This window comes from Patescibacteria group bacterium, from assembly GCA_040753135.1.
Taxonomy (GTDB): Bacteria; Patescibacteriota; Minisyncoccia; order UBA6257; family Brennerbacteraceae; genus JBFMGR01.
Window position 1 is genome coordinate 1 of record JBFMGR010000006.1, and the last position, 26,785, is coordinate 26,785.

At 39.4% G+C, this 26,785-nt stretch carries 26 protein-coding genes, 4 tRNA genes and 1 other RNA gene; 7 read left to right on the forward strand and 24 right to left on the reverse strand.

Annotation, left to right across the window (positions count from 1 at the left end; all coding sequences use genetic code 11):
* The 9 genes from AB1721_02045 to AB1721_02085 all read right to left on the reverse strand — a co-directional run.
* The coding region (locus tag AB1721_02045) for a class I tRNA ligase family protein (GenBank protein MEW5805486.1) at positions 1-217 on the reverse strand (217 nt) is incomplete at its 3' end.
* Complete coding sequence (locus AB1721_02050) at positions 174-1,229, reverse strand: Fic family protein (protein MEW5805487.1); 1,056 nt, start codon at positions 1,227-1,229, stop codon at positions 174-176. The genes AB1721_02050 and AB1721_02045, both read right to left, overlap by 44 nt.
* A gap of 48 nt (positions 1,230-1,277) precedes the next feature.
* Positions 1,278-1,382, reverse strand: a complete 105-nt coding sequence (locus tag AB1721_02055; protein MEW5805488.1) for a class I tRNA ligase family protein — start codon at positions 1,380-1,382, stop codon at positions 1,278-1,280.
* A gap of 57 nt (positions 1,383-1,439) precedes the next feature.
* Complete coding sequence (locus AB1721_02060; GenBank protein MEW5805489.1) at positions 1,440-2,792, reverse strand: glycine--tRNA ligase; 1,353 nt, start codon at positions 2,790-2,792, stop codon at positions 1,440-1,442.
* A gap of 123 nt (positions 2,793-2,915) precedes the next feature.
* Positions 2,916-4,754: a hypothetical protein gene (locus tag AB1721_02065; protein ID MEW5805490.1), complete on the reverse strand. Its 1,839-nt coding sequence runs from the start codon at positions 4,752-4,754 to the stop codon at positions 2,916-2,918.
* Between the two features lie 11 nt (positions 4,755-4,765).
* A complete protein-coding gene (locus tag AB1721_02070; GenBank protein MEW5805491.1) occupies positions 4,766-5,521 on the reverse strand; it encodes a DNA repair protein RecO C-terminal domain-containing protein in 756 nt (251 codons plus the stop codon).
* Positions 5,522-5,576: 55 nt separating this feature from the next.
* Positions 5,577-5,951: a VOC family protein gene (locus tag AB1721_02075; GenBank protein MEW5805492.1), complete on the reverse strand. Its 375-nt coding sequence runs from the start codon at positions 5,949-5,951 to the stop codon at positions 5,577-5,579.
* Positions 5,952-5,953: 2 nt separating this feature from the next.
* Positions 5,954-6,030: transfer RNA gene (locus AB1721_02080), tRNA-Gly, on the reverse strand.
* A 10-nt stretch (positions 6,031-6,040) separates the two neighbouring features.
* Positions 6,041-6,715, reverse strand: coding sequence for a hypothetical protein (locus AB1721_02085; GenBank protein ID MEW5805493.1), 675 nt, complete (start codon positions 6,713-6,715; stop codon positions 6,041-6,043).
* 100 nt (positions 6,716-6,815) lie between these two features.
* On the opposite strand from AB1721_02085, the gene gpmI reads away from it, so the two are divergent.
* Entirely contained in the window at positions 6,816-8,372 is a 1,557-nt protein-coding gene (gene gpmI, locus AB1721_02090; GenBank protein MEW5805494.1) for a 2,3-bisphosphoglycerate-independent phosphoglycerate mutase, read from the forward strand.
* 16 nt (positions 8,373-8,388) lie between these two features.
* Here the strand turns inward: gpmI and AB1721_02095 are convergent, their stop codons facing one another.
* The 6 genes from AB1721_02095 to AB1721_02120 all read right to left on the reverse strand — a co-directional run bounded on the left by AB1721_02095 (position 8,389) and on the right by AB1721_02120 (position 13,713).
* Positions 8,389-10,116, reverse strand: a complete 1,728-nt coding sequence (locus tag AB1721_02095; GenBank protein MEW5805495.1) for a ribonuclease J — start codon at positions 10,114-10,116, stop codon at positions 8,389-8,391.
* Positions 10,117-10,187: 71 nt separating this feature from the next.
* Positions 10,188-10,270 (reverse strand) — tRNA-Leu (locus tag AB1721_02100).
* A 66-nt stretch (positions 10,271-10,336) separates the two neighbouring features.
* A complete protein-coding gene (locus AB1721_02105; GenBank protein MEW5805496.1) occupies positions 10,337-11,284 on the reverse strand; it encodes an SIS domain-containing protein in 948 nt (315 codons plus the stop codon).
* Positions 11,275-13,017: an ABC transporter substrate-binding protein gene (locus AB1721_02110; protein ID MEW5805497.1), complete on the reverse strand. Its 1,743-nt coding sequence runs from the start codon at positions 13,015-13,017 to the stop codon at positions 11,275-11,277. Before AB1721_02110 ends, AB1721_02105 begins: the two co-directional genes overlap by 10 nt.
* Before the next feature lie 20 nt (positions 13,018-13,037).
* On the reverse strand, positions 13,038-13,262 hold the full coding sequence (secG, locus tag AB1721_02115; protein MEW5805498.1) for a preprotein translocase subunit SecG: 225 nt from the start codon (positions 13,260-13,262) through the stop codon (positions 13,038-13,040).
* Between the two features lie 91 nt (positions 13,263-13,353).
* Entirely contained in the window at positions 13,354-13,713 is a 360-nt protein-coding gene (locus AB1721_02120; protein ID MEW5805499.1) for a phage holin family protein, read from the reverse strand.
* A gap of 407 nt (positions 13,714-14,120) precedes the next feature.
* On the opposite strand from AB1721_02120, the gene trpS reads away from it, so the two are divergent.
* Positions 14,121-15,104, forward strand: coding sequence for a tryptophan--tRNA ligase (trpS, locus tag AB1721_02125; protein MEW5805500.1), 984 nt, complete (start codon positions 14,121-14,123; stop codon positions 15,102-15,104).
* On the opposite strand, the gene metG is transcribed toward trpS, so the two are convergent.
* The 7 genes from metG to smpB form a co-directional block, all read right to left on the reverse strand.
* The gene (gene metG, locus AB1721_02130; GenBank protein ID MEW5805501.1) at positions 15,101-15,433 is read right to left on the reverse strand and encodes a methionine--tRNA ligase subunit beta; all 333 of its coding nucleotides are present in this window, start codon (positions 15,431-15,433) and stop codon (positions 15,101-15,103) included. The genes trpS and metG overlap by 4 nt on opposite strands.
* Before the next feature lie 4 nt (positions 15,434-15,437).
* Complete coding sequence (locus AB1721_02135; GenBank protein MEW5805502.1) at positions 15,438-15,935, reverse strand: YbaK/EbsC family protein; 498 nt, start codon at positions 15,933-15,935, stop codon at positions 15,438-15,440.
* A 34-nt stretch (positions 15,936-15,969) separates the two neighbouring features.
* Entirely contained in the window at positions 15,970-19,515 is a 3,546-nt protein-coding gene (locus AB1721_02140; GenBank protein ID MEW5805503.1) for a class I tRNA ligase family protein, read from the reverse strand.
* Positions 19,516-19,598: 83 nt separating this feature from the next.
* A complete protein-coding gene (argS, locus tag AB1721_02145) occupies positions 19,599-21,302 on the reverse strand; it encodes an arginine--tRNA ligase (protein ID MEW5805504.1) in 1,704 nt (567 codons plus the stop codon).
* Between the two features lie 181 nt (positions 21,303-21,483).
* The gene (locus AB1721_02150) at positions 21,484-22,047 is read right to left on the reverse strand and encodes a YgjV family protein (GenBank protein MEW5805505.1); all 564 of its coding nucleotides are present in this window, start codon (positions 22,045-22,047) and stop codon (positions 21,484-21,486) included.
* A 64-nt stretch (positions 22,048-22,111) separates the two neighbouring features.
* Positions 22,112-22,494: a transfer-messenger RNA gene (gene ssrA / locus AB1721_02155) on the reverse strand.
* A gap of 178 nt (positions 22,495-22,672) precedes the next feature.
* On the reverse strand, positions 22,673-23,125 hold the full coding sequence (gene smpB, locus AB1721_02160) for an SsrA-binding protein SmpB (GenBank protein ID MEW5805506.1): 453 nt from the start codon (positions 23,123-23,125) through the stop codon (positions 22,673-22,675).
* Positions 23,126-23,326: 201 nt separating this feature from the next.
* On the opposite strand from smpB, the gene infC reads away from it, so the two are divergent.
* Genes infC through rplT form a run of 3 tightly spaced genes read left to right on the forward strand, consistent with a single transcriptional unit; the run spans position 23,327 to position 24,425 of the window.
* Positions 23,327-23,863 (forward strand): translation initiation factor IF-3, encoded by a 537-nt coding sequence (gene infC / locus AB1721_02165; protein MEW5805507.1) that lies wholly within the window; start codon positions 23,327-23,329, stop codon positions 23,861-23,863.
* Between the two features lie 2 nt (positions 23,864-23,865).
* Positions 23,866-24,060 (forward strand): hypothetical protein, encoded by a 195-nt coding sequence (locus AB1721_02170; protein ID MEW5805508.1) that lies wholly within the window; start codon positions 23,866-23,868, stop codon positions 24,058-24,060.
* Positions 24,061-24,077: 17 nt separating this feature from the next.
* Positions 24,078-24,425: a 50S ribosomal protein L20 gene (rplT, locus tag AB1721_02175; GenBank protein MEW5805509.1), complete on the forward strand. Its 348-nt coding sequence runs from the start codon at positions 24,078-24,080 to the stop codon at positions 24,423-24,425.
* A 239-nt stretch (positions 24,426-24,664) separates the two neighbouring features.
* On the opposite strand, the gene AB1721_02180 is transcribed toward rplT, so the two are convergent.
* Together AB1721_02180 and AB1721_02185 are read right to left on the reverse strand one after the other, a co-directional pair.
* Positions 24,665-24,735: transfer RNA gene (locus AB1721_02180), tRNA-Pro, on the reverse strand.
* Between the two features lie 97 nt (positions 24,736-24,832).
* Positions 24,833-26,362: an HD domain-containing protein gene (locus tag AB1721_02185; protein ID MEW5805510.1), complete on the reverse strand. Its 1,530-nt coding sequence runs from the start codon at positions 26,360-26,362 to the stop codon at positions 24,833-24,835.
* A gap of 60 nt (positions 26,363-26,422) precedes the next feature.
* Between AB1721_02185 and AB1721_02190 the strand changes: the two genes are divergently transcribed.
* Positions 26,423-26,497 (forward strand) — tRNA-Arg (locus AB1721_02190).
* Positions 26,497-26,757, forward strand: coding sequence for a hypothetical protein (locus tag AB1721_02195; GenBank protein MEW5805511.1), 261 nt, complete (start codon positions 26,497-26,499; stop codon positions 26,755-26,757). The genes AB1721_02190 and AB1721_02195 overlap by 1 nt, the downstream gene beginning before the upstream one ends.
* The last annotated feature ends 28 nt before the right edge of the window (positions 26,758-26,785 follow it).

A 26,785-nucleotide genomic window follows, 5' to 3' on the forward strand; every position in this document is an offset into this window, starting at 1 on the left:
AAAACACTTCTTTGCCTTGAAGCTTTTTAAACCGGGCAATTACATCGGCTTGGATAAACTCCAACAAATGGCCGATATGCGGTTCAGCGTTAGTATAAGGAATCGCGGTGGTAATAAAAAATTTTTCTGGCATATTCAGTATTTTAGCAAATACAAATCCCAAACTCCAAAAATCAGCCGACAAGATAATGGCGCGCGGCAAAATTATATTGCTCAATAAAGATCTTTTTAAACGGCGCCAGCGAATTTATTTCGTAGAAAACCAACGTTGCTTCGCGATAATCGTTTTCATCGACGCTGCGATAAGATAAAGGCGCTAGGTTATGGGCGAACAAAACAGCATTGGCTATCAGTCGGCTCGTTCTTTTATTGCCATCTTCAAACGGCTGAATATAGCTAACCCCAAGCAAAGCTACCAAGGCTTTAGCATAAGCAGTTTTCATTCTAGAAACTGCCTTAATAAGCGACTCAATCGCTTCCTCTATTTGGTAAATATTATCTGGCGGGCGGTATTTTGAACCAACAACTCCGACCCCCGCTTTTCTGAAACCCGGATTCACTCCTAATCTTTTAATTAAAATCTTATGGAGTTCTTCCAAATTCTTTCTAGTTAATTCCTTGAAAAACGAAGGGTGTTCATAAATAAACTTAAAAGCGTCTTTATGGTTGAGAATCATTCGAGTCTCTTTCTCGTCATGCCCGGCAGCCTTTTTGTTCCCTAAAATTAATTTTTCTGTATCCAGCAATGTATAAGTATTGCCTTCTATTTTTGAAGATTTCCAAGAAAGCTCGATAATCAGCCGTTCCAGCTCTTTTTTTCTGATGTAAACAGTTGAGTGTTTTAGTTTTTGTTTGTACTCTTTGGTAGCAGTTGTTAAAACCCCGAGTTCAGTATCAGAAAAAATTTCTTTTGGGAAAAAAGGAAATAACTCAAAATTATATCCTGATAAGCCATATCTTTTGTCCGGCTCAACTGAACAATACTCTTTCGCATCCACCTGAGTAGCTAACCTGCCTAACGCGCTCACAGCATAACTAACTGATCGTCCGGCTCCGGAAACAGACAAAAAACCGTTTTTTGCCATTTTAGAAAGCGTTCTTTTTACAGTAACTAAAGCAACCGAATTCCCGGTCTTAAGCATCTCTGAACGCACCTCTGAAGATTGAAGCTTGTTATTTTTTATAAAAATTAAAAGTATTTCCTGTTCTCTTTGGGTTAGTTTTAACATATTCGTATCTATTATGTTAAATAATCGTATCATAATGATACGATTTTATCAAACCAGGGAACAGGATAAGCAAACAAACTCCAACAAATGGCCGATATGCGGTTCAGCGTTAGTATAAGGAATCGCGGTGGTAATAAAAAATTTTTCTGGCATATTAAAAATATGCTTAATTATAACCAGAATCTTTAAAAAAGAGAACTCTACCACGGCCTATTGAGGCATCGTCAGTTTCTTTATTAAATATGATTTCAACTCGTCTATCTTTACCCTTTCTTGTTCAGTCGTATCCCGATCTCGAACTGTCACCGTATTATTTTCTAAAGTCTCAAAATCAATCGTAGCACAGAACGGCGTGCCAATCTCGTCTTGAGAATAATAGCGCTTGCCAATATTCCCCCGATCGTCCCAAGCAATGTTAAATGAATTATGAATTAAGAATGATGAATTATGGTTTTTAAGCATTTGGTAAACTTCACGGGCTTTAGCAACTAAATCAGGCTTATTGGCTAAAAGCGGGAAAACTGCAACTTGAAAAGGCGCTAAATAAGGCTTCAAATGTAAAACTACGCGGTCTTTATCAGAATCGTCATAAGCTTCACACAATATTGCTAAAACTGTTCTCTCTACGCCCAAACTTGGTTCAATCACATGGGGCCAGAATTCTTTACCAGTTTCAATATCGCGATATTTCAAATTTTGACCGGAAAACTTCTGGTGGTTTTTCAAATCAAAATCAGTCCGATACGCCAAACCATAAAGCTCTTTTTTGCCGAACGGAAAATCGTACATAAAATCAATCGTCCGCTTGGAATAATGAGCTCGTTCATTATCCGGCACCTCATAATCTTCAACTTTGTTTGAGTCTAAACCAATAAACTTCATCCAATCTCGCATCTGCTTCTGCCAATACTCAAAATACTTTTGCCAGTCTTCATCTGTTTTTGGTTCAGGAATAAAATACTCAATCTCCATCTGCTCGAACTCCCGAGTCCTAAAAATAAAATTTCCCGGAGTAATCTCATTTCTAAAAGCCTTGCCAATCTGAGCAATACCAAAAGGCAAAGTTTTTCTACTGGTATCTAAGATGTTTTTAAAATTTACAAACATTGCCTGGGCAGTTTCCGGCCGAAGATAGGCGGTTGATTTAGAGTCTTCAACCGTGCCAATAAAAGTTTTGAACATAGTGTTGAATTTTTTCGGTTCAGTAAACTTGTTTTTGCCGCAGTTAGGGCATTTTCCGTTTTCAATTTTTTCCTGGTCAAACCTTTGATGGCACGATAAACATTCAACCAGCAAATCATTAAAAGTAGCTAAATGCCCGGATGCCTCCCAGACTCTCGGATTCATAATTATCGCGCCGTCCATGCCCACCATATCATCCCGGGACAAAACAAATTTCTGCCACCAAAGATTTTTAATCTTATTTTTCAGCTCCACCCCCAAGGGCCCATAATCCCAAGAATTAGCCAAACCCCCGTAAATCTCTGAACCCGGAAACACAAATCCCCGCCTCTTGCAAAAAGATACTATCTTGTCCATTAAATTGTTGTCCACTTTACTCATAAAAATCTTCAATTTTCAGTTATCAATTTTCAATAAATTTTCAAATTAAAATTTACAAACATTAAATCATTAATTCATTGAAAATTCATTAGAAATTAGAAATTGGGAATTGGAAATTAAGCCCTACGGCACCACTCTTCCCGAATTCTGGTCAACAATATTGTCATCCGGCAGGTCTGAATAAATATTGCCGGTCTGGACAGAAAAATCATTGCCAGTAAACAAATCCTGGCCAATAGTCTCAATCGGATTAACAATTGAAACCAACCGGCCAACTTGATCCATTGACGGCACCAAACCAAGCTGAATCGCAATCTGCTTTTCCGCGTAAGCGGGTAGATAATCAAGCCGCCAGTTAAGCTCGCCAGTCCGGGGATTAAAAGTAAAGTTAGTGCCATCTAAATCGCCTTTGATTTTGCCGTCATAGCTGACATTGGTTGGGAAAACAGTCTTGACCAAAACATTTTTAAACTCATTGGCTTGACTTTTTAAATTCAGGTAAAGCGTGTATTGAGTCACCTGGTTAACTTTTGGTGTTGATGAACCAGAATTGACAAAACCGGTTTCTGGATTATCTTGAAAAACCAGCTTGGGCGTTAAAACCAACTGACCGTTAATCTTCGTAACCAACTCTGATTTTGCCAAAACCTCGGTACCGATCTGGCCCGGCTTGTTAGCCGCTGAAATCTCAACCCTTAATTTAACTGAATTATTCGTCCCTTGATTAAGATAATAATCTTTTAAATCAATGTAGAACTGGACTTGGCCCGACTCGCCCGAAGCCAGCGCCAACAACTGGGGCGTGTTGCCGCCGTTCCAGATAATTTTCTTGTCCCGGGAAGAGAAAAACCCGGTCTCGGTTTTAATCTTATTCAAGTTAAACCAGGGGTCAGAAATGTCAGCGGTAATAACTATATCTTTTAGACTGACATTGTAATTGTTTTTAAAACTGATCTGGTAGCGCAGATTGTCTTTTAAGCTGGCGCGGTAATCTGACTGGTCGTGAATCATAATCCCTAAAGCCAAGGGGTTAGCAACAATCACTAAATCTTCCTGAATTTCAGCCAAAACAATCTGGCTGTTCCTGACCGGCACAGTCAGTTGGGCTTTAAAAATCTTGCCCTGATAATCTCCGCCAGAAACGTTGCCCCGAAAACTAACCCGCTGCTCTTTTTGAGCCTCCAAATTACTGCTCTCCCAGGCTAACTTTTTTGATTCATTGGCCAAATCTTCTCTAAATTTCTCGGGGTCAGCAAAAGAGACAGAAAAATCTTTTGGCGTTTCTAAAACCAAATCGAAATCAGGGATTAATTTGTTGGTTATATTTTTATAAGTAAAATAACCGGCAAAATCTTCGCCGCTCAAAACCTCTTGGGGCAAAGAAAAATTCAATTCAGCTCCGGCCCGGCTGATTCTTGGTTCCCAAACAATCTGTTTTTCCAGCTTGGTAGAAACGCCTTCGGACTGATACCGGACCATAACCTCCACCTGCCTGGTTTCCTGCGCTTGGCCCCAGAAAATCACCGGAATTAACTCTTTATAATCTGTTTCCGGCCCTAAATCGGGAAGCGGTTTTTGAAATAAAGCCAAATTAGGAGCATCAGCCAAGATCGTCCCGCTATCAGCTCGGATTGTTATAGTAATGTCTGTTAAAGTTTGTTTTTTGCTCCGATTAGAAACAATCAACTCAAACAAAACTTTTTCTCCGGGATTAACTGAATCCTGGCCGTAGATAGACAAACCCAAGGTTTCTGGCTGACTCAAGTTAATTAAATAAGAAAAGACCAAAAAAATTCCCAAGCCAGAGATTAAAACCAGCCCGGCTAAAAAGCCAAGTTTTTTTATTTTTTCCGAGCCAAACTCAAACTTGGGCAGCTGAATTTTTGGCAACTCTTTTTTTTCTATTTCTAACTCTGGCTCAACCCATTCTGTTTTAGGTTTTAACTCCTGGTTTTCTGGCATAGTTTTTCAAATTATAACACAAAGTTATAAGCCTGAATCAAAAAACGATTAGCTAAAATTTTAATTTCTTGAGCAGAATCTGCCCGGGCAAACCAAACTGAACTTAAAATTTGTTTGATTAAAAACAAGATTTGATTTGAAATGACCTGACCGGATAAAGATTTTTTTCTGGCGCAAGCAAAACAAAAAAAACTTGCCTGAAAATGCAAGGCGCCGTCGGCGTCAAATTGCTTACCGCATTCAGAACAGGAAAAAATATCAGGCAAGAAGCCAAAAAGGTCCAGCGCCCGCAAAATAAACTGGGAGTAAACAAGCTCAAAATCAGTTTTGCTGTCTGAACCGGCATAAACTTCTAAATGATTAAGAAAATCCTGCCAAAGAGAAAAAACCCGGGCAGCAGTTTTATCATCAGAAACAGCTAAACCAAAGGCTTGGCTTTTGCCTTCTGTTAAATCGTCGCCGAGTAAAAAATCATTCAAAAATCTAGCTGCTTTTAAAGTTGATTTTAAAGCAACCGGATCTTTTCTTAGCCCCGGGAAAGAGTTTCGCTCCAGCGCTTGAGTAATCTGCCAGCCCCGGACTGATTCAACCAACTCCAGCCAGGAAAAATTAGGCGGCTCGAGATGGCCGGCTAATTTTGATTTTGGCTTTAAAACGCTTTTACAGATTGCCGGGATTTTGCCTGCTTCTTTAGTCAAAAGAAAGTACTGCCGGTCATACTCGCCGATATCCTTATAGTCCAAAATAAAAGCTTGAGTAGAAAACATTAATAAGAATTCCCAATTTCCAATTACCAATTATCAATTTTCGTCTTTGACTATCTTAATTTAAAAGTTGATAAATCTGAATCAAATTTCCTTCCGGGTCTTCCAAGTACATCTCAATGCTGCCATAATCCTGCTTAATTGGCTCACGAATAATTCTGCCGCCGTATTTAAAACATTGTTTAGCAATTTTATCTAAATCATCGGTTTCAAACCGCAATAAAAACCCCTGATAAGCTGAATTAGGAAGGTCTGTCTGGAGCAAAGAAATATGCTCTAAATCAAATTTATTATCTGTATCATTAACAGAATACTGAACGTAAAGTTTATCTTCGGTTTCAAACTCCAAAACAAAACCGAAAAGTTCCTGATAAAATTTTTTCAGCTTTTCAATATCTTTGGCAATTAATGAGATATGGCCGAGTTTTTGCATCTTGGAGCGGGTGACCGGGCTTGAACCGGCAATCTTTGCCTTGGCAAGGCAACGTGTTAACCAATTCCACCACACCCGCATATTGTCTCTTATTTACAATATACAATTTCATTGACTAATAAGTCAATCCACTTGAGTAATTTTGTTTTTAAATACTTATTGGTAATCCCAACATTGCAAACCCCGTAACTTAACTTTTTTTTCAAACCGCGTCTTTTAATAACGACCGGCTTCGTAAAGCAAGTTTTCGGCAGTCCAGTCTTTCTTAGCCAATAGCGAACACAACGGTCCTTTCTTAAATCGGGATATAATAAAAGCCAAATTCTAATTTTCCCGGAATTAATCTTAAAAATATTCTTTAGAAATTGCACGAAAATATTAATCATCATCGGATCAATATTGCTAATTCTAAGCTGCCCATTTTTTAGAAGTTTATCGCCTTCCCCCCAATAAATCATTACTCCGGCTATAAAAAGCCGGTTCTTTTTTAAAAAGTAAAATTCTTTCTCTGCTTCCCGCTCCGCTTGAAGATAATAATTTTCCAATCTTTTCTTTCTCGCCGCATTCATCAGTTGAATTTGCTTTTTAGCTTTTTCTTTCCGGTTCTCTATAAGCTGACTTCTTATTCTCTGCGACCAATTCAACTCGGCAAACCAACTTGAAAGTGTGCTTTTGGGGATTTGCAGTTGTTGAGAGATAAAGCCATAACTTTTGCCCAGCCTCCTTAGTCTAAACGCTCCTGTCTTTTCTTTAAGATTTCTCATAAATCCCTATTTTAACTGAACTAACAATAATATATTATATAATAATATGACGCTGGTACAATATATTTAAATTGTTTCTCAAATAAAGTAAAATTAACTTATGAACACTATAGCCCTTTTAATCTTAGACGGCTGGGGTATTGGCAAAAAAACTCAAGGCAATCCAATCAGCCAGATCCCAACGCCAACATTTGACTGGTTCAAAACCAATTTTCCTTATTTAGCCTTGCAGGCCTCGGGCATTGCGGTTGGCTTGCCTTGGGGCGAGCCCGGCTCGTCCGAAGTCGGGCATTTAACCCTTGGCGCCGGCAGAATTGTTTACCAAAACCGGCCCCTAATAACCCAATCAATCAGAAACGGTTCGTTTTTTAACAACTCTCTGCTTTTTGAGATAAAAAACCAGATAACCGGTTATGATTCAAAGCTCCATCTAATTGGTTTAGTCTCTGAAGCAGTGACTAATTCGGATTTGGAACATTTGGAAGCAATTCTGAAATTCATCAAAGATCAGGGTTTAGAAAACAAAACCCGGTTTCATTTAATTACTGATGGTAAAGAAACCCTGCCTCAACAAGCGAAACAAACAATTGAAAAAATCAAAAAAATCGGCATCGGGAAAATCGCCAGTTTGGCCGGCCGGTATTATGCTATGGACACAAACGAATACTGGGAAAGAACAGAAAAATATTTAGCCATGCTTTTGGGCCGGGCAAGAACCCATTCAGGTTATGAAACCATTTTGAACCAAACTTACGCAAAAAACCTGTCTGATGAATTTATTGAACCTCAATTGATTGGCACAGAAGAAGATAAAAAAGACCTAATCCTTCGAGAAAATGACGCGATTTTGTTTTTTAATTTCCGCGGCGAAGGCATGATCCAAACGGCTAAGGCCCTAGCCCAACCGGATTTTAATCATTTTAATCTCAACCGGCCAAACAATCTGCTTATCTTCAGTTTAACCGAATACAGCAAGGAATTGGGAATTAAGGCCATTTTTCGCTTAGCTAAAACAGAAAATCACCTAAGCGAGGTTATCAGCAAAAACAATTTAAGGCAGCTGAAATTAGCTGAATCAGTCAAAGACAAATTAATCACTTATTATTTTAACGGCCAGCAGGAAAAACCTTATGAAAACGAGTTCCGAGTAATTATCCCCTCTGGCAAGACCATTGATTTAAAGAAAAACTATCAGCTTCAGACAGAAACTCTAACCAGCCGGCTTTTGCAGGCGCTAGAAGAAGGAATCTACTCTTTGATTGTGGCTAACTTTGCCAATCCTGATTTAGCTGGACACCAAACTGATTTTGAGATTGGGAAAAAAGTAGTTGGCTATTTGGATAAAACTCTTAACCAAATTTCCGGAGCGGCTCTGAAATTGAAAACCCCCCTGATTATTACTTCAGACCACGGGAATTTAGAAGAGATGTTTAACCCAATCACCGGCCAACCGGACACAAAACACAATGATAATCCGGTACCCTTTTTCTTGATTGACCAAAGATTTTACCGGCCAAGAACTGAATCAGAGATCAAAAACAATGAAAAAAATCCTCAGGGCAGTTTAGCTGATATTGCCCCAACTGTTTTAGAGTTATTGGGTATAAACAAGCCGGAGCAGATGACTGGCCAAAGCTTGATTCCGTTCTGCCGATAAAGATGTTTAAACCCGGTTAAATCCGGATAATCACCGGAATAACCATCGGCCGGCGCTGGGTTTTGTAAAAAAGAAAGTTGTTCAGTTCGTCCCTGACAATATTTTTTAAAAAATTATCATTGCTATTGCCTGTTCGGCGTCGGCTGGCTTCTTTTTTCGCATACCGCTCAACTGCTTCCCGGGTCCTTCGCTTGACTTCTTTAATCAAATCTCTTGATTCCCTCATATAAACAAAGCCTCGGGAAATAATGTCCGGTTCAAGCTTAACCTTATTAGTTTTTTTGTCTAAAAGAACAACCGCTACCATAATCCCGTCTTGAGACATTATCTGCCTGTCTCTTAAAACCACCTCGCCAACATCGCCAACGCCAGAACCGTCAATCATCACGTAGTCAGTTGGCACCCGCTGGCCGGTCAACTCTACCTTGTCTGCCCGCACTTCAATTATGCTGCCGTTGCTAGCAATAACAATATTTTCTTTCGACAAACCCACAGATTGAGCCAATTCAGCGTGAGCCCGAAGCATAAAATACTGGCCGTGAATCGGCACTAAAAATTTAGGTTGGACCAAATTCAGCATCAGCTTCAAGTCTTCAGCATAAGCATGGCCCGAAGCGTGAATATCCATCATTTTGTAATGAAACACATGCGCGCCTTGGCGGTACAAACCATCTTTAAGATTCTGAACTGCCCGCTCGTTGCCAGGAACAATTGAAGAAGAAAAAATTACCGTATCCCCGGGTTTAATCTTAAAATAACGGTGTTCTTTATTAACAATCCGCATCAAGACCGCCCGGTCTTCGCCTTGAGCGCCGGTACAGACAACAACGACCTTGTCGTCAGGCAGATCTAAGGCGTCTTCTGGCTTGATTAAGGTTCCTTTTTGGGTCTCAATATATTTCAGTTCCCGGGCAATCGCCACATTGGATTTCATACTATATCCTTCAACTGCTACTTTCCGGCCATATTTTTCTGCCAGCCAAATTACCTGCTGAACCCGACCGATCAAAGAAGCAAAAGTAGAAACAATAATCCTGCCTTTGGCATTCTCAAAAACCTCGTCCAGGTTGTCCATAATCACCCGTTCTGACATTGAATGGCCCGGGTTTTCCGCTCCGGTTGAATCAGAAAGCAACAACAGAGTTCCTCGGGACGCCAACTGAACAATTCTGGCTAAATCCGCCGGTTTATCTGCCACTGGCTGGAAATCAAACTTAAAATCGCAGGTGTGAATTACTTGCCCAACCGGAGTCTGAATCGCCAAGCCAATCGCATCAGGAATATTGTGGTTAACATGAAATGGGTCAACTTTAAACGGGCCCACCTCAATAGTTTTGGGGTTATCTTTGTCTATCACTTCAATATGGAGTTTTTTCATCCGGGGGAAATCTTCTTGGCGCTTTAGAATAATTGCTTTAGAGAGCAAGGTTGTGTAAATAGCCGGATAGCCCAATTTTTCAACCAGATAAGGGATCGCGCCAATATGGTCGTAATGGGCATGGGTAATAAACACCGCCTTAACCCAATCTTTTTTATCTTTTAGATACTCAATATTGGGGATAATAAAATCAATCCCCAGCATATCTTCTTCCGGAAAACGCAAGCCCATATCAATAATAATAATGTTCTTATCATACTCTAAAAGAGTCATATTCCGGCCGACCTCATCCAAACCGCCCAAAGGAATTACTTTTAAAGACAGATTTGAATCAGGGGCTTTTTTTATTGTTTTTCTTGGTGTCATATATTTTTTAATTTTATTTTTAATTGCTTAATTGGTTTAAAACCAAAACAAGGTTAGGTAATAACTATCTGTGGGCGTGGAGGGACTCGAACCCTCAAGGGACAAGCCCATACGATCCTGAACCGTACGCGTATACCAATTCCGCCACACGCCCGCCGGTTATATGGGGCAAATCTGCCCGAACATTCCTTTATTGCTCCTATTCCAAATTTTAATAAAATTATTTAGCCAGGCCTTTTTTTAACCGTTCTTGAATCAAATTTTCTAAAGGGTCTGCCTTTTTTAATTCGGCAATCTTTAAAGAACATAAATAAGCAAGAACCAACTGATTAATCATTTTCTCAAAATAATCTTTTCCCTGAAGCGTTAAAACCAGAGATTTAATCTTTAGATGCCTGTCAAAAAAATCAGCAGTCAAATCAATTCTTTTATTCAAAACTGCCGGACTTTCCGGGTTTTTCAAAAAAACCGCCACAAACTGATCTTTTTGAGCCAACTGGCTAAACCCAGCCAGATCGTGATGATCAAGGTCGGGAATTTCGCCGGGGAAAGCCGGAACTTTGGCAGTCTCATCAAGGTTAATCTCCCAAAAACTGATTAAAGAGCTTAAGCTGTTTGGCCCGTAAACCAAAACCATTTTCCCAAGCAAAGCTTTGGCCAACTCGATCGCTTGATTTTCTAAAGCTGAAAAATCAAATTCTTTTTTAACAGAAAAGCTTCCTTTGAACAAAACCCCGAAAAGCAACCCCAAAAAATACGGCACAGCGAATCTTGGCGCAAAAAAATCAGGCAAGCTAAGGTATTCTTTCTGGGCTAATTTTTCCAGCTGCCCGCCTCGGCCAAAACTAAGAACGGGCAGACCGAGCTCTTTGGCCCGACTAAAAGCAGAGAGGGTTTCTTCAGTGTTGCCAGAATAAGAGAAACAAAAAACTTGAGTCTGGTCTTTGCTTTTAATCTTGGGCAAAAAATAATCCTGCCAAACGATAAGCTCAAAATCCTGATTTTTTTCAAGGTTCAAAAAATCAGCCGACAGCTTGGCTGCCAAGATTGAACCGCCCATACCAGCCGCAACAGTGGTTTCCCGGTTTGACCAAGAAATTTTCTCTCCAGCTTGCAAACCAGAGGCAAAACTTTTTGGCGTTCTTAAAACTAACTCGGTTAATCCCATACTCTTTTTTGGTACAGATGCCAAAGGTTAATTCTTGAAAACTTATCACCCAAATTATTCAACTGTTTAATCTCGGGCAAAATAAAAGATTGGTTAACCACCCAAACAAACCGAGGCGAATACAGGAACGATGCCGGCTGATTCTGGCGAATTAATTGGTCCAGATCCTGATAAAGCTCTTGGCGTTCTTGCTCTTGAAAATTCAACCTTAGCTGATCTAAAATCCTGTCTGCTTCCTGATTTTGGTAAAAACTAAAGTTCAAACCCGGAGCGCTGGTCTGGCTGGAGTGCCAAAAAGGATATGGGTCGGGCTGGTTGCCGGAAACATTTGCCTGACCGACTAAAACCATTTGGTAAGAGCGGGCCTGCAGCCGAGAACTGAATTCATTAAGACTCATTGGTTTTAAAATAACGCTGATACCAAGCTTGGAAAGATTTTCTTTAATAATTTGACCAACAGACATCAATTCCGGCAGATCCTGCAAAAGCAAAGAAAGCTCCAGTTTGGTCGGCAGTTTATCTTTGCTTGAAAGTCTTTTCTCTAAAATCCCGTCTTCGTCTTTATCCTGCCAACCCAATTGGCTTAAATTCTGCCGGGCCGAATCCGGATCAAAAAGACTTCCGCCCTGATCAATAAACTCGGTTTTAATTATCGGGCTGCTGGCAGTTTTTGCTTGACCGGCAAAAACCCGATCAATTATCTCTTGTTTATTAATCGCCAAATCAATCGCTTGTCTTAATTTTCTATCGGATAAAATTTCGTTTTCAGTATTAAAAAACAAACCGAAAATCCTTAGATAGGGAATTGTTTTAACCTCAAAGCTGTTAAAGTCTTTTCCTTCGCTGGCAAAACCAACTAAGCTGTCAATCTCTTTTTTCCGTAAAGCGGTTTCCGCTTCTGTTTGGTTGGAAAAAAATCTTAAGTTGATTGTCTCTAAATATGGGCCCTCTAAATAATATTTGTCAAATCTGACAAAGCTCATCTGACTAATTAAACCATCCTTGTTTTGGAGCATGCGTTTGAATTTATACGGCCCGGAGCCAATTGGTTTCAAATTCAAGTCAGAAAAAACAAAAGCATTGGCCTGAATTTCCGACCAAAGATGCCTGGGCAAAACTTTAAAAGTCAAATAATAAGGGAAAAAATAATAAGGCCGACTTAGGGTAAATCTCAAAGTGATATCAGACAAAATTTCTACCTGAACCTCCCGCCAAAATTCAGCATTAGGATTTTTCAATTCCGGGTTTTTCAGCAACTCTAAACTAAAAGCGACATCATTAGCAGTTAAACGTTCGTTGTCTTGCCAATATAAATCCTTTTTCAAAGTAACCAAATAAACCTTTCCGTTTTCAAACCTCTCGACCGACTCAGCCAAATCGGTCTCAACTCCGCCTTGGTTATCCGGCCTTAACAAAGAAGAAAAAACAATCGACTCAATCAGTTCTTCGGCCGGAGATAAATCGGTAATCGCCGGATTAATATATCTTGGCGCCCCGACAACGCCTTCGGCGTAAACGCCGCCGATCCGGGGAATCAACTTGGTCCGGTTAAGATAAAATTTATAGCCAAACCAAACCAAACCCAAACTGCCTAAGCCAAACAGAAAAACAAAAATAATTTTTTCTTTTTTAGAAAGGGCAAAAACAGAACCGAAAAAACGTTTAAAAGAAAAAAAACTTGCCCAACTTTTAAAAAAAGAGGGTTTTTCTTTTAACCAAGAAAAAATGCGCATTGTCTGTGATAAAGCTTAAACTAAGCCAGAAATAATCCTAAAATAATGCTTAAAGCGAGTAAAATTACCGAGATAATCGTGGCGATGAAAATTCCTTTTTCCAGCCCCCGGCGAGTAGCGTAAAATTCGCCCAAGCCGCCGAAAACTCCGGATAGGCCTTCGCCCCGATTCTGAAGCAAAATAAAAACCACAGTTAAAGCGGAAAGAACAATCTGAATAACACTTAAAATTTGCTTAATTTCCATAAGAACTGCTAATCATTAAAGATGCTAATATACAAATTTTACTAATGGCGCCAATATGATACCTTGATACTATTCTAGCCTTAGGACAAGTTTATTCTTTGGCTTTTTCAACAATATCAAATAGATAGTTAATAAAAGTAATAATCAAAGTTGTCCAGAGTAAAGCGCCATAACCGGAAAAAGTCAATTGGGGCGCCCAATAAGTGGTTAGCCAAAGCATTAAAGCGTTAATCACCAAGCCAAACAGCCCCAAAGTAATAAACACAAACGGCGCTAAGATAAACTCTAAAAACGGCTTGACTAACAGATTTAACAAAGTAATGATTGTCGCGGCTTTGGCTAAATCCATAAAACTGCCGCCAAAAAAGACTCCGGCAATATAATTTATTGCCAGTTGCAAGCCAACAAAATTGGCAATCAAACGAAGAAGAATTCTGGCTAAAGCAACCATTTCAAAGCTAATCTTAACATGGCAAGTAGCAAATGGCAAGCCCAAGCATTAAGTAGTAAGCAATATAATTCCCAATTCCCAATTTTTAATTTCTAATAGAATCATACTAATTTAGGATTTTTTATGCTAAAATCTATAAAGATAATCAATTAAAAATACTAATGAATCAATGAACCAATTAGTATCATTCGTGCCATTAGTATATTAGTATCAGTTATGTTAATAAGAAATTGGCGACAAGCAAGGATTCAAAAACTCTGGCGTTAGAGCTTATTTTGTTTATAGTCCCCGACTCCTCGCCAGAGGAGTTTTTTAGTATATGCGAATAGCGTTAACGTCATCGCATCCTCTCAAAAACATTGCCATTAACCAAATTAAGAAGTAAAATTAAATTAAGAACAAATGATATGAAAATCGTTTCCGGAATCAGGCCGTCAGGCGAACTAACAATTGCCAATTATATCGGCGCCATAAAACAGTTTATCCGGCTTCAGGAAAACAATGAATGCTATTTTTTCATTGCTGACCTGCACGGAATTACTACGCCTTACGAGCCGAAAAAATTTTCCCAATCAGTTTTAAGCGCTTACGCCATTTACTTAGCTTTGGGATTAGACAATAAGAAAGCAAAAATTTTTCTCCAATCAAAAATCCCAGAGCATTCAGAATTGGCTTGGCTGTTGGAAACAATCACGCCAATGGGCGAGCTGGAACGAATGACCCAGTATAAAGAGAAGCGGCAAGAAGGCGCGCCAGCCAATGCCGGGTTGCTTTTGTACCCAGTGCTAATGGCAGCAGACATTCTGCTTTATAAAGTTGAAGCAGTGCCGGTTGGTGAAGACCAAGTCCAACATGTTGAGTTAACCAGATTTATTGCTGACAAGTTTAATAAAAAATTCGGCCGAACCTTTCCCTTGCCCAAGGCCTTGGTGTTAGGAAAGAATTCGGCCCGAATTAAATCTTTACAAAATCCCAATAAAAAAATGTCTAAATCAGACGCGGACCCGGACGGCTCAATCCTTCTGCTTGACCCAGCTAAAGAAATAACCAGAAAAATCAAAAAAGCAATGACTGATTCAGACAAAGATATCAGGTTTGACCCAATAAAAAAACCGGCTATTGCCAATCTTTTAACCGTCTTTGCTGAATTTTCCGGGGAAAACATAAAAGCCTTAGAAAAAAAATTCAGCCAAAGCTCTTATGCTGAATTCAAAACTAAATTAGCGGAGTTATTGGTCCAAAAACTTGAACCAGTCCAGAAAAAATATTTTGAGCTAATCAAAAACACCAACCAGTTAACCAGCCAGTTAAGTCAAGATTCAGAGGGGGTCAGAAAAACTGCGGCGGCAACTTTGGCTGAAGTTAAAGAGAAAATGGGGTTTCGGATTTAGCTGATTTTCAACCCAGGCTCAACTCCTTTGTCTGGGACAAGCAAAACAATCCCCTTATCTTTATCTTCTACTGCCAAAAGCATGCCTTGGGATTCAATTCCCTTGATTGTTTTTGATTCAAGATTGGCAACCAAGATAATTTCCTTGCCAACCAGTTCTTCGGGCGAATAATCCTTAGCAATTCCAGAGACGATCTGGCGCCATTCCTTATTGCCTAAATCCAGCTCTAACCGGAGCAGATTATCGGTATTTTCCAGTTTTTCTGCGGCAATAATCTTTGCCACCCGAAGGTCTAATTTTTCAAAATCATTCAATGGTATATAAGGCATAAAATTATTGGTTCCAATCTGTTACTTCTTGTACAGAATTTTTTAAGTTATCAAAGACTTTTTTTAAATCAACACCCCTTACTTGAACTGTTCTTGTCGGCAAAACCGGACTAAATAAAAACCACTCTTGTTTGTAGATATCAGGATCGATGAAAATTTTAATGTCTTCGTCAAACCCAAATGGATAAGCACAGCCGGGTTCTGTACCGAAAGTTTCTTTTAATTCTTCTGGGATGGCTAATCTTATTTTAGAAACATCTAGAACTTTTTTAACGACATCCATATTTATTCTCTTGCCCTGCAGAGTTATATAAACAATAAAATCATTGTCTGTTTTTAAGACCATGCATTTCCCCTCGGTGCCAAAGAATCCGGTCTCTTTTTGAACCACGGCCAGATCTTCATAAGTTAAGGCTACTCGGTGTTCAAAAAGCTTATACTCAACACTGTTGTCATCAAGCAACTTTATCAATTTTACATATTGTTTCTGCGGATTAACCATCTTAAATTTTTAATTTTAATTTTGACTTTTTGACTTATTTCTTGATTCCGATCCAAACCTGATTGCTTTCAATCTCAGCCTGTTTTTCAAAATCAGTTGGTTGGCGAGAAAACTCTAATTTAACTGCGCCAACTTCCTGCTGGAATTTACTAACATTGTCTTTAATAAAACCAAGCTCTGGTGGCAGATCCAGATAAAGACTGATTTGGTCTTGAGGCATCAGGCCAGCTTGCTGGCGGGCTTCTTGAATCAAACGCAACAACTCCCTTTGCCAACCCTCCTGTTTCAATTCTTCAGTTATCTGCGTGTTCAAACCAACATTTTCTTCAGAAACAATCCCTGATGAAAAAACTTCAACATTTTTTACTTCTTTAACATTTAACTCCTCCATTAAAATGCTTTTTCCCTCTTCAGAGATTTTCGTTTTCAAAATTTCAAGAGCTGATAATGGCTGCCTAACTTTAATTCCGGCTTTGGCGCGTAAAGCTAATCCTTGCTCAGCAATTTTTCTTACCTGCGCCATTTCCTCAATTAGCGATTTGCTACTTGCCATTTGCTTTATTTTTGGCCAAAGGTCCAAATGAACGCTTAAAGAATAAACTCCTTGGAATCTGGCGCTAACTCTTTGCCAGAGATAATCAGCCAAAAACGGAGTGAACGGCGCTAAAATTTTGGCAAACTCCAAAAGCAATGAGCCAAAAAACTCGGATGTTTGGATTAAATCTTTTTCCGAATCCGGTTTTTGGAATTTTTTTCTTGACCGGCGCAGATACCAGCGGGACAGATCGTCAATAAAACCCTGAACCGAACGAGCGGCCTCAAAGATTCTATATTCAGACAGATACCGGTCAACCTGTTTAGCAAGCAAAGCCAATTTTTCTAAAATCCACTCGTCCAAAAAATCCTGCGGCTTTAAATTTGGCTTAAGATTCTCTGGGGCGTAAAACTCGAAAAATCTTAAGACATTCAGAACTATCATCAGTTCTTGGGCCGAGATTTTTAAACCCTGTTCAGAAAACTTTTTGTACTCACCCGGAGAGTTAACCGTATAAAAGTACCAGCGCAAAGCATCAGCGCCGTATCTGTCAAACATCTCCCAGGGATCAACCGTATTGCCTTTTGATTTGGACATCTTTTCGCCTTGAGCATCAAGAACATGGGCAATTGAAACCACATTCAGATAAGACGGCCCCAGATCTAACAGGGTTGAGATTGCTAACAAAGTGTAAAACCAGCCCCGAGTCTGATCAATTGCCTCGGAAATATAATCAGCTGGATAAGGATAATTTTTTTTAATTAGAGAGCGGTAATTCACTTTATTCGGATCCTGGTTCGGCTTAATCTGGTCAAAAGGAAAATGGAACTGGGCCAAAGGCATTGCTCCGGAATCAAACCAAACATCAATCACCTCTTTAACCCGGGACATTTTTCCGTTACAGTCTCGACACCTTAAACAAATCTCATCAACATAAGGCCGATGCAGATCTGTCTCGCCCTGCTCGTTTTTTGGTAAAGCTGAAGAATTAAATTGCCTGAATTCAGCTAAGCTAAATTCTTTTAAAGCTTCTGACTTGGGTTCAAGATTAGCCAACCAAGCGTTGAGCATCTTTAAAACCGCGCCATGAGCCACGACTAAGATATTTTTGCCGGAGTATTTTTTTTCCAGCTCCAGAAAAGCTTCTCCGGCCCGCTGATAAACTTCTTCAAAGCTTTCGCCGTTTTCCGGTTTTTTCTTAAACCAGTCTTTGCCGCCATAAAAGCCATAAAACTTATCATAATCCTGGCCGTTCAAAAACCCGGCATTTATTTCTCTTAAACGTTTGTCATAGATTACCTTTGTTTGGGGAAAGAATTTTTTAAGAATCGCTATTGTTTCTTTTATCCGGGTTAAATCAGAAGCAAAGATTAAATCAAAATTCTGGCCCGAGAATTTCTCTGCCGCCCTTTCAACCCCTCCCCTGCCCAATTTTGTCAGATGGGCTGGTTCTTTTTTATCAGCAGAAAAATCAATATGAATATTTTTTTGATTTGACTCTGCTTGGCCATGACGCATTAGCCAGTAATTGTTTTTTAAAATTGCCTGATCGGTTAAATCTTTTAACGAACCGGCAACAAAAAGATGTTCGGGATTGCTTTCACAAACCCAGATTGGCAAAGGCGTGCCCCAGTATCGCTCCCTGGATAAAGCCCAATCCTTATTTTCCCTTAACCACTCGCCAAACCGGCCCTGCTTTAAATACTCTGGTTCCCAATGAATTTTGTCGTTGTTAGCAATCAACCGGTCTTTTATCTCGCTTGTCTTAATAAACCAAGAATCCCGAGCGTAATAAAGCAATGGTGTCTGACAACGCCAGCAAAATGGATAAGTATGAGTGATTTTTTCTTCTTTAAAAAGCTTGTTTTCCTGCTTCAATTTTTCCCGAATCAATGGATCGGCTTGTTTAACCCAGATGCCAGACCAATCAGAAACCAAATTGGAGAATCTGCCGTCTGATTCAACCGTATGAATAAATGGCAGATTAAATTCTTTGCCCAGATTAAAATCATCTTCACCGTACATCACTGCGGTGTGGACAATGCCGGTGCCGTCTTCATCAGTAGCAAACTCTGCTGGGTAAACTTTAAAGGCATTTTCAATGTTTTTCGGATTTGCCTTAACAAGATAATTAAACATCGGCTCATAGCGCAAACCAACTAGATCCTTTCCTTTGACCCCTTTTAAAACTTTACTCCCCGCTTCCAAAACACTAAGACGATTCTTGGCTAAAATATAAACCTCGCCGGTTTCGGTTTTAACAAAAACATAATCCAGCTCCGGATGCACTGCTAAAGCCACGTTACCCGGCAAAGTCCATGGGGTTGTTGTCCAGGCTAAAAGAAAAACTGGATTTCGGATACCAGCTGTCAAACGTCCGACATCCAAATTCTGAACTCTAAACTTCAGATAGACAGACATTTCTTCAACATCTTGATATCCTAAAGCCACTTCATGCGAAGCCAAGGCGGTGCCGCAGCGAGCGCAATAAGGAACCACTTTATAATCTTGATCAAGCAAGTTTTTTTGCCAGATCTTTTTTAAAATCCACCAGCAAGTTTCTATATATTTTGGGTCATAAGTGATATAAGGATTGTCTAAGTCAAGCCAATAACCAATTCTTTTAGTGAATTTATCCCAAAGCTGTTTAAACTCCCAAACTGATTTCTGGCAAAGCTGATTAAACTTAGCCACGCCAAAATTCTCTATGTCGGATTTTGTTTTGGTGCCAATCTGCTTTTCCACTTGCAGCTCTACCGGCAAGCCATGAGTATCCCAGCCGGCTTTTCTTAAAACCAAATCGCCTTTTAATTCCCGGTAGCGGCAGATAACATCCTTAAAAACCCGAGCAATCACATGATGAAACCCGGGTCCGGCATTAGCAGTGGGCGGACCTTCATAAAAAATGAATTTTTTCTTTCTTTTTGAGTTCTGGAGTTTGACAAAAATCCTTTCCTTTTCCCAGAATGTTAAAATTTCTTCTTCAATCCGGGACAGGTTTTGATTAACGGTTTTCTTAGGTTGAGATAAATCTGGTTTTCCCATTGGTGTTTATTTAGTGTTTAATTTTTTAATTCTAAATTCGTATGTTTATAATCGCTTATTAAAAACATCCGATGGCGCTATTCTCATATCCTGTCCAAAACCTCGATGCCAAATAAAGATAAGCAAGTTTTGATCGTTTCGGCAACTTTAAAAACCAAGATTAGCCTGGCTTTTCTTAACTTTCTTTCTGCTTTCAAAACCGGATATTTCTCGTAAAAAGAATTCGCCAGATTAGCTAACTCAAAAACATAGCTGGCAATCAGGTTGGGCAGATACTCTTCAGCTGATTGCTTAACCGCTTCAGGAAACTGAACCAGTTTTCTTAAGATTGCTGTTTCGTCTTCGGAAAAAAGAGTTAAGTCTTTTTTCGCCAGTTTTATTTTTCTGAACCGGGCTCTTCTTAAAATATTTGAAAGCCGGACATAAGTATACTGGAGGTAAGGCCCGCTGTTGCCTTCAAGAGAGAGCATTTTGTCCCAATCAAAAACAATATCGGTGTTCCGGTTCTGACAGAGATCATTATATTTGGCCGCATTAATCCCGACGATTCGGGCGATTTTATTTAATCTTTTTTCCGACAGTTCAGGATTTTTATGCTTGGCGATTTTTTTTGCCCGAGAGATTGCCTGACCAAGAACTTCTTCTAAAAGAATTGACCGGCCGCTTCGAGTCGAAAGCTTTTTTTTATCTTGGCCCAACAGCATGCCAAACTTAACATGAACCAACTTGGTTTTTGGCGCCAGATTAAACTTTTTTACTGCAGTAAAAAGCTGCTCAAAATAAAGCGCCTGTTCATTAGCCACCACGTATAAAACTAAATCCGGCTTAAACTGTTTTTCCCGATAAATAATTGTTGCCAGATCGTTGGTCGCGTATAAAAACGCTTGGTCTGATTTCTGAATCATCAGCGCTGGCAGACTCTTATCCGCTAAATCAATGATCACTGCACCCTGGCTTGATTCAGCCCAACCTTTTTTTTGAAAATCATTAACCAGTTTTTCCGCAATCTTCTGATAAAAGCTCTCGCCGTGGTAATAATCAAACTTCCGAATTCCTAAAAGCTGATAATGTTTTTCAAACTCTTTAATGCTATTTTTTAAAAGCGCTTTCCAGATGGCTAAATTTTCTTTGTCTTGATTTTGAAGCTTAACAGTCTCTTGCTTAGCCGATTCGGTCAACTCGGGATTGTCTTTTTCTGAACCGGTGAACTTAACATAAAGCTGATTCATCTGTTCAATTGTCAGTTTTGCTAAAGAAGTTTTTGAATATTTTTTGTAAGCAGCAATTAGTCTGCCGGCCAGCATGCCCCAGTCGCCTAAATGATTGTCAGAGATTACCTGCCAGCCCAAAAATCCATAGATCCTGGCCAAAGCGTCGCCGATAATCGTTGACCGAATATGGGCAATGGAAAGCTGTTTACCAATATTGGGACTGGAATAATCAATAATGACCCTTTTTTTCTTTTTGGCTTTTAATAACTTTTCCGGGCTTGTTTCTAAGATTTTAAGAAGAAAATCAGGGCTTAAGAAAAAATTAATATAGCCGTTTTTTACTTCTATTTTAGAAAAATATTTATCCAAATTGGCTAAATCTTTCTTGGTATCCTCTGCAACCAAAAACGGCGATTGTTTTGTTTGTTTAGCCAAAACAAAAGCTAAATTCGTAGTATAGTCGCCAAACTCCGGCCGCTCCGAAACAGACACAGAAAAATCCCCCAACTTTGCTTCAGGCAAGTTTTTTTTAACCAGTTTTTCTAATTCAGATTTTAAAAATTCGGAAGCTAACATAAACAAGTATTAAGTATAAAGCATTAAGTTTAATTCTACCAAAAAACTCTCCGAATTGGAGAGTTTTTACTGTTAACTAAAATAATTAAATAAAATCAAAAACTCCCCGCTAATTCGGCAATAATTCTAATTCTTGAAATAATCCGAGGAGAAAACATAATTAACATTATTTTATCATACTTCACAAAAACGACAAGGGCTCTTTAGTCTTGGCTTCTTTTCTTGTATCAAAACGCCAGACGCCAAAAACAATAAAACCGATTCCCAAAATCTGGGCAAAAAAGCCCGAATAAGAATGAACAATAAGTGTGTATGGAATCCAGGCTAAGGCAGCAAGCAACATATAAAACCGAATATTGACCGGCTTGGTTTGCCAAACCGCAGATGTACCAATAATCACGCCTAATACAGGAAAAACGCTTTCTGGGCCGCGCCACGAAAACAACAGCGTCATAACCGAAAAAGCCATAAAAGAATACAGCCAAAAACGATTCCTGGCCCACTGCTTTTCAGATTTTTTATCAAAAACTAGATTCCTAAACGCGACAACCAAACTCATAATCGCGCCGGTATAAGCTGAAAGCAGCCAATAGTGAACCGCAAAAATAAAAGATCCAAGGCTTTGGCGCCGCAATATCTGTTTGCGTTCTTTACTTTGAAGCGCAAATCCAACAAAAAGAAGGGCGATAACGCCCAAAATCTGTGTTGGCCAAAAATTGCCAATAACCTCTTTTAAACTCGTCAAGTCCTTTAATCTTCTCTTAATAACAAACCCGAAAGGTTACGCCCTCTTCCTCTAAAAACGAGTCGAGTGGAGATGGTGGGAGTTGAACCCACGTCCATTGGCTTTTTACCAAAACTGTTCTACAGGCGTAGTCTTGCTTTTATTTTGGTAAAAACAGGAAAGCAAACCAACCTTGTTTTTACGAGCTTGACTGAATTTCAGAAACGAATCTTCAAGCAAAATTGTTTCCTATCTCAATATTTTTACGCCTGTCTCCGCTTATTGAGAATCAGCGGAGAAGACGTCCTCTTAAATAAGAAGAAATCTGCTAGGCAAGTTTAAGCAACTGCCATTGCAGGAACGCCGAAATTGGCATTTATTTTTGTTTTCCGGTTGTTTAACGGGGGAGACAGAATTCCCCGGCCTGCCCAGACTTCAGCAAAACCAATGTCAAAGCCCGGCATCCCCAAAAATAAAAATCCTAAATCCAAAATTCTTCAGCCAGAGGCTGATCCGCCTTTGTGGGAAAATCCTAAATAAATTCCAATCCCTAAACTCAAAATCAAAAGTTTAGAACTTTGAATTTCGCTATTATTTAGAAATTAGAAATTGTCCGCCCAAGGCGGATCCGCCCCTGGCGGAGAAATTAGGGTTTGCTTGTTAAGGTTCTTTCAATCTCCCGCTCAACTGCTTTTTTCCTTAACTGCTCGCGCTTTTCAAACCGGCGTTTGCTTTTGGCTAAACCGAACTCCAGCTTAATCAGATTCTTCTTATTATACAATTTTAATGGCACTGCTGTCAATCTCTTTTCCTGAATCTTGCCTAAAAGATTTTTAATTTCTTTTTTAGCCAAAAGTAGTTGTCTGGTCCGATTAATTTTGTAATCCTGATAAACATTTAAAGGCTGGAGCGGATAAATCTTGGCATTGATTAAAACCGCTCTATTGTCAGACCTAATTTTTATATAACTTTCAGTTAAGTCTGCCCGGCCGGCCCTAGCGGCTTTGACCTCAAAACCAAACAAAACAATGCCGGATTCAAACTTATCCAGAATCTCATAATCAAAAAATGCTTTTTTGTTTTCTGCAAACACTGACATCAAGACTATTTTAACCCAAACCAAAGCAATTGTCTTGCTTCAGGAGATTTAACCTAATCAAACAATCCTAAAATTAGGTTTAATTCAGAAAAATCTAAAGAAGTCTCACTTCCTTAGATGGTTCATGATTCTAACCTTGCTTAAGTGCTTGAATTAAAGTCCAAGGTCTGATAATATCTTCATATAATTGACTAAAAAACATTGGTAAAAAGATTCAGAAAGCCACCGAGAAAACCCCAGCCAAAAGCAATTACTAACGAGCTAATTAAATCCCCAAAAGTAAGGCTAATTGGCGAAACCGGAGAAAATCTAGGCATTGTTCAAACTGAAAAAGCAATTGCTCTGGCAAAAGAAAAAGGGTTAAGCCTAATCCAGGTTGCCGAAACTCCGAAAGAAACGATTGCCAAGATCGCTGATCTGGGAAAATATTTATACCAGCAGCAGAAATCAGAAAAAAAACAAAGGGAAAAACAAAGAAAAGACGCTTCTAAAACCGTCAGATTAAAATTGGCGACCCAGGCCCATGATTTGGAAACTAAAGCCAAACAGGTGAAAAAATTTTTAGATCAAGGCTACCGGGTTCAGATTGAGATTTTTCTAAGGGGCAGAGAACGAAGCAGGAGAACAGAGGCAGAAAAAAAATTAAAAGAATTTATCCAATCTCTTGAAATTCAAACCAAGACCATTCAACAAGGACAGGGTCCGCGCGGTCCCCAAGCAGTTCTAATCAAAATATAAAAATGGAAAAAACCAGCAAATTAATCAATAAAAGAATCAGGATAACCAAAAAGAAAAAGGTCCTTCATCGCAAGGCCCAGTTAGGGCATTTCAAATCCAAAGATGATCCCAATACGAGAAGAAAAAAAAGGAAAAACAAAAAATCCCAGAGCCCAACAATCAAAAGAGCAGTTAAAGAATATACTGGCAAACTTTAATTTAATTTAAAACAATTATGACCAGAGTTAAACGGGGCAAAGTCGCCACGAAAAAACGGAAAAAACTTCTAAAATACACTAGGGGCTTTTATTCGGGCAGAAAATCAAAAGAGCGGGCGGCCCGCGAAGCCCTGCTTCATGCCTGGACCCATGCTTATCAGGACAGAAAAAAGAAAAAGCGAGTTAATCGCCGAATCTGGCAGGTCAAACTCAATGCCGCAGTCAAAGAACTGGGTTTAACTTATTCAAAATTCATTAATTTGTTAAAAAAACAGCAGATAGAAATTGACAGAAAGGTCTTGGCTGAAATTGCTGAAACCCAGCCAGAAGTTTTCAAAAAAATCATTGACCAACTAGAGGGTTAAACTTTGTTAAAAATTAAAAATCCTGCTTAAAACAGCTGGATTTTTAATTGCCAAAACTCCATGGAAGAAAAAAGCTCTCTTTTTCCTGAAGGGTTTTTTTCTCAATCCCTCAAAATAGTTGTTTTGAGATTTTTTTAACGCTTCCCGGGTCGCGTTTTTCTGTTGTTCTATTTTAAAGTATAAACTAAGCCAATTACAACAAACAAATAAGCCGGGCACCCGGCTTATTTGTTTACCAGTCGGAGTACCCAGATTCGAACTGGGACTACAGCTACCCGAAAGCTGCGGGCTGCCATTACCCCATACCCCGTTTTATCCAGCGCGAGACAGCCTGTTTCGTCCCGCCACAGCAAGGCAAACTGCGTTGCGCTCAATTTATTCTTTAAACTCCGGAAACAATCTTGAGCCTATTTTACATAAAATTTAGATTTCATTTTTGCTTCTACGCCTGATTCAAACTCTTCTTTCCGTTCCCGAGCTGATTGAGCCATTTTCTCCAGCTCTTTATCGGTTAACTCTCCTAATTGTTTTACTCTTTCTTCAAGATAATTTCCAGTATTTTTTTTCGGGTCTTCCATTGCTTCATCAAGTAAAATAGCCAAGATCCAGCCGATTTTGGGCCCGGGCGGAATTTTTAAAATCTCAATTATCTGGTTGCCGTCAATTTTCAACATCTTGGCTGAAACCGGATCGCGCCTGACTTTCTCAATCATAAACAGCAGGTGCCGGAGCTTGTATGGCACTGCTTTGGGTACGCCTGAACCAATCCGGTCTGCTTGCCTAAGTTTAATCAAATCATCAATATTTTCAATCCCAACCCGGCTGATAAATCTTCTCACTCCGGCTTCAGTTACTTCACCGACATTATAATAAAACAGATGATAACGAACCAGGTGGACGACTTTGTTAATCAATTCTTTGGGAAAACACAATCTAGTTAAAATTATCTTTGCCATTTTTGCCCCAACCGCTTCATGGCCATGAAAAGTCGCGTATTTACCCTGACCCCTTTTTGTTTTCGGTTTGCCAACATCATGCAGCAAAGCCGCTAATCTTAGCTCTAAAGAAAAATCTTTTTTCGCCGCATAATCTAAAGATAAAAGATTATGCTCCCAAACCGAATAAATATGATGAAGATTCTGGCTTATGCCAATGCCTTGGCGCAGTTCAGGCATAATTGATTCAAGCAAATTCATTTTTTCTAAAAGCTCAATTCCGGTTTTAGCCTCTCTAATCATTAAAATCTTGACCAGTTCGTCCCGGATTCTTTCTTTGGCAATTATTTTTAACAATCCGGCATTTTTTTTGATTGCCTGTTCAGTTTGCTTTTCAATTGTAAAACCTATCTCAACCGCAAACCTGACTGCCCGAATTAAGCGCAAAGCGTCTTCTTGAAATCTTTGATTGGGGTCGCCAACCGCCTTGATAATTTTATTTTTCAAATCTTCTTGACCATTATATGGATCAACAAGATTAATTTCCAATTTCTCTCGCTGCGCGAAATCTGGCGCAGCCAGAGAATTTCCAATTTCTAATTCCTTAAGCTCGGCAAGGTTTAACGCAATCGCGTTGATAGTAAAGTCGCGCCGGGCCAGGTCCTGTTCAATTGTCTGACTAAACTTTATCTTATCCGGATGGCGCTTATCAGAATATTTACCTTCAATCCGAAAAGTAGTAATCTCAATTATTTTCAAAGAAAAGTTCCCTGATTTAGTCTTAATTCCAACCGTACCAAACTGATTTTCATAAACGCTATCAGGAAAGATTTTCTGAATCTGCGCTGGCAAAGCGTTGGTGGCAATATCCCAATCTTTCGGTTCGCGTTTTAAAAGCAAATCCCGAACGCAACCACCAACTAAGTAAACAGAAAAACCGGCTTGATTCAGCTTCTCTGCAAGACTGATTATTTCTGATGGAATTTTTAATGTTTTTCCCATAAAATGATTATATAATATAAACTTTAAATCCTAAACCGAAAAGAAAATGGACACCGCTCCGCCCTCGTGGTGAAACGGAAATCACGCTTGACTTCGGATCAAGAATTTCGGGTTCGAATCCTGACGGGGGCACCATGGAAATTTTAATAGAAATTATCGGCTGGGTTGGTTCAGGTTTGATTATTTTCGCTTATTATCTGCTCCAAACTGACAAAATAGAAGAAACTAACAAAAAGTACCAATTGCTTAATATTTTTGGCGCTTTGTTTGTTGGTTTGAATGCGTTTTCTAAAAACGCTTGGCCAATAGTCTTCTTGCAGCTGATCTGGATTTTAATCGCCTTAAAAGCATTGACAAAAAACAAGATTAAGCCAAAGCAGGCGCTTTCTTGTTAAAAGCCGCCCCGTTTTAATTGGGCGGCTT

Coding starts and splice junctions, on each gene's coding strand:
- AB1721_02050 (MEW5805487.1), bottom strand. CDS start 1,229: ATGTTAAAACTAACCCAAAGAGAACAGGAAATACTTTTAATTTTTATA.
- AB1721_02055 (MEW5805488.1), bottom strand. CDS start 1,382: ATGCCAGAAAAATTTTTTATTACCACCGCGATTCCTTATACTAACGCT.
- AB1721_02060 (MEW5805489.1), bottom strand. CDS start 2,792: ATGAGTAAAGTGGACAACAATTTAATGGACAAGATAGTATCTTTTTGC.
- AB1721_02065 (MEW5805490.1), bottom strand. CDS start 4,754: ATGCCAGAAAACCAGGAGTTAAAACCTAAAACAGAATGGGTTGAGCCA.
- AB1721_02070 (MEW5805491.1), bottom strand. CDS start 5,521: ATGTTTTCTACTCAAGCTTTTATTTTGGACTATAAGGATATCGGCGAG.
- AB1721_02075 (MEW5805492.1), bottom strand. CDS start 5,951: ATGCAAAAACTCGGCCATATCTCATTAATTGCCAAAGATATTGAAAAG.
- AB1721_02085 (MEW5805493.1), bottom strand. CDS start 6,715: ATGAGAAATCTTAAAGAAAAGACAGGAGCGTTTAGACTAAGGAGGCTG.
- gpmI (MEW5805494.1), top strand. CDS start 6,816: ATGAACACTATAGCCCTTTTAATCTTAGACGGCTGGGGTATTGGCAAA.
- AB1721_02095 (MEW5805495.1), bottom strand. CDS start 10,116: ATGACACCAAGAAAAACAATAAAAAAAGCCCCTGATTCAAATCTGTCT.
- AB1721_02105 (MEW5805496.1), bottom strand. CDS start 11,284: ATGGGATTAACCGAGTTAGTTTTAAGAACGCCAAAAAGTTTTGCCTCT.
- AB1721_02110 (MEW5805497.1), bottom strand. CDS start 13,017: ATGCGCATTTTTTCTTGGTTAAAAGAAAAACCCTCTTTTTTTAAAAGT.
- secG (MEW5805498.1), bottom strand. CDS start 13,262: ATGGAAATTAAGCAAATTTTAAGTGTTATTCAGATTGTTCTTTCCGCT.
- AB1721_02120 (MEW5805499.1), bottom strand. CDS start 13,713: ATGGTTGCTTTAGCCAGAATTCTTCTTCGTTTGATTGCCAATTTTGTT.
- trpS (MEW5805500.1), top strand. CDS start 14,121: ATGAAAATCGTTTCCGGAATCAGGCCGTCAGGCGAACTAACAATTGCC.
- metG (MEW5805501.1), bottom strand. CDS start 15,433: ATGCCTTATATACCATTGAATGATTTTGAAAAATTAGACCTTCGGGTG.
- AB1721_02135 (MEW5805502.1), bottom strand. CDS start 15,935: ATGGTTAATCCGCAGAAACAATATGTAAAATTGATAAAGTTGCTTGAT.
- AB1721_02140 (MEW5805503.1), bottom strand. CDS start 19,515: ATGGGAAAACCAGATTTATCTCAACCTAAGAAAACCGTTAATCAAAAC.
- argS (MEW5805504.1), bottom strand. CDS start 21,302: ATGTTAGCTTCCGAATTTTTAAAATCTGAATTAGAAAAACTGGTTAAA.
- smpB (MEW5805506.1), bottom strand. CDS start 23,125: ATGTCAGTGTTTGCAGAAAACAAAAAAGCATTTTTTGATTATGAGATT.
- AB1721_02170 (MEW5805508.1), top strand. CDS start 23,866: ATGGAAAAAACCAGCAAATTAATCAATAAAAGAATCAGGATAACCAAA.
- rplT (MEW5805509.1), top strand. CDS start 24,078: ATGACCAGAGTTAAACGGGGCAAAGTCGCCACGAAAAAACGGAAAAAA.
- AB1721_02185 (MEW5805510.1), bottom strand. CDS start 26,362: ATGGGAAAAACATTAAAAATTCCATCAGAAATAATCAGTCTTGCAGAG.
- AB1721_02195 (MEW5805511.1), top strand. CDS start 26,497: ATGGAAATTTTAATAGAAATTATCGGCTGGGTTGGTTCAGGTTTGATT.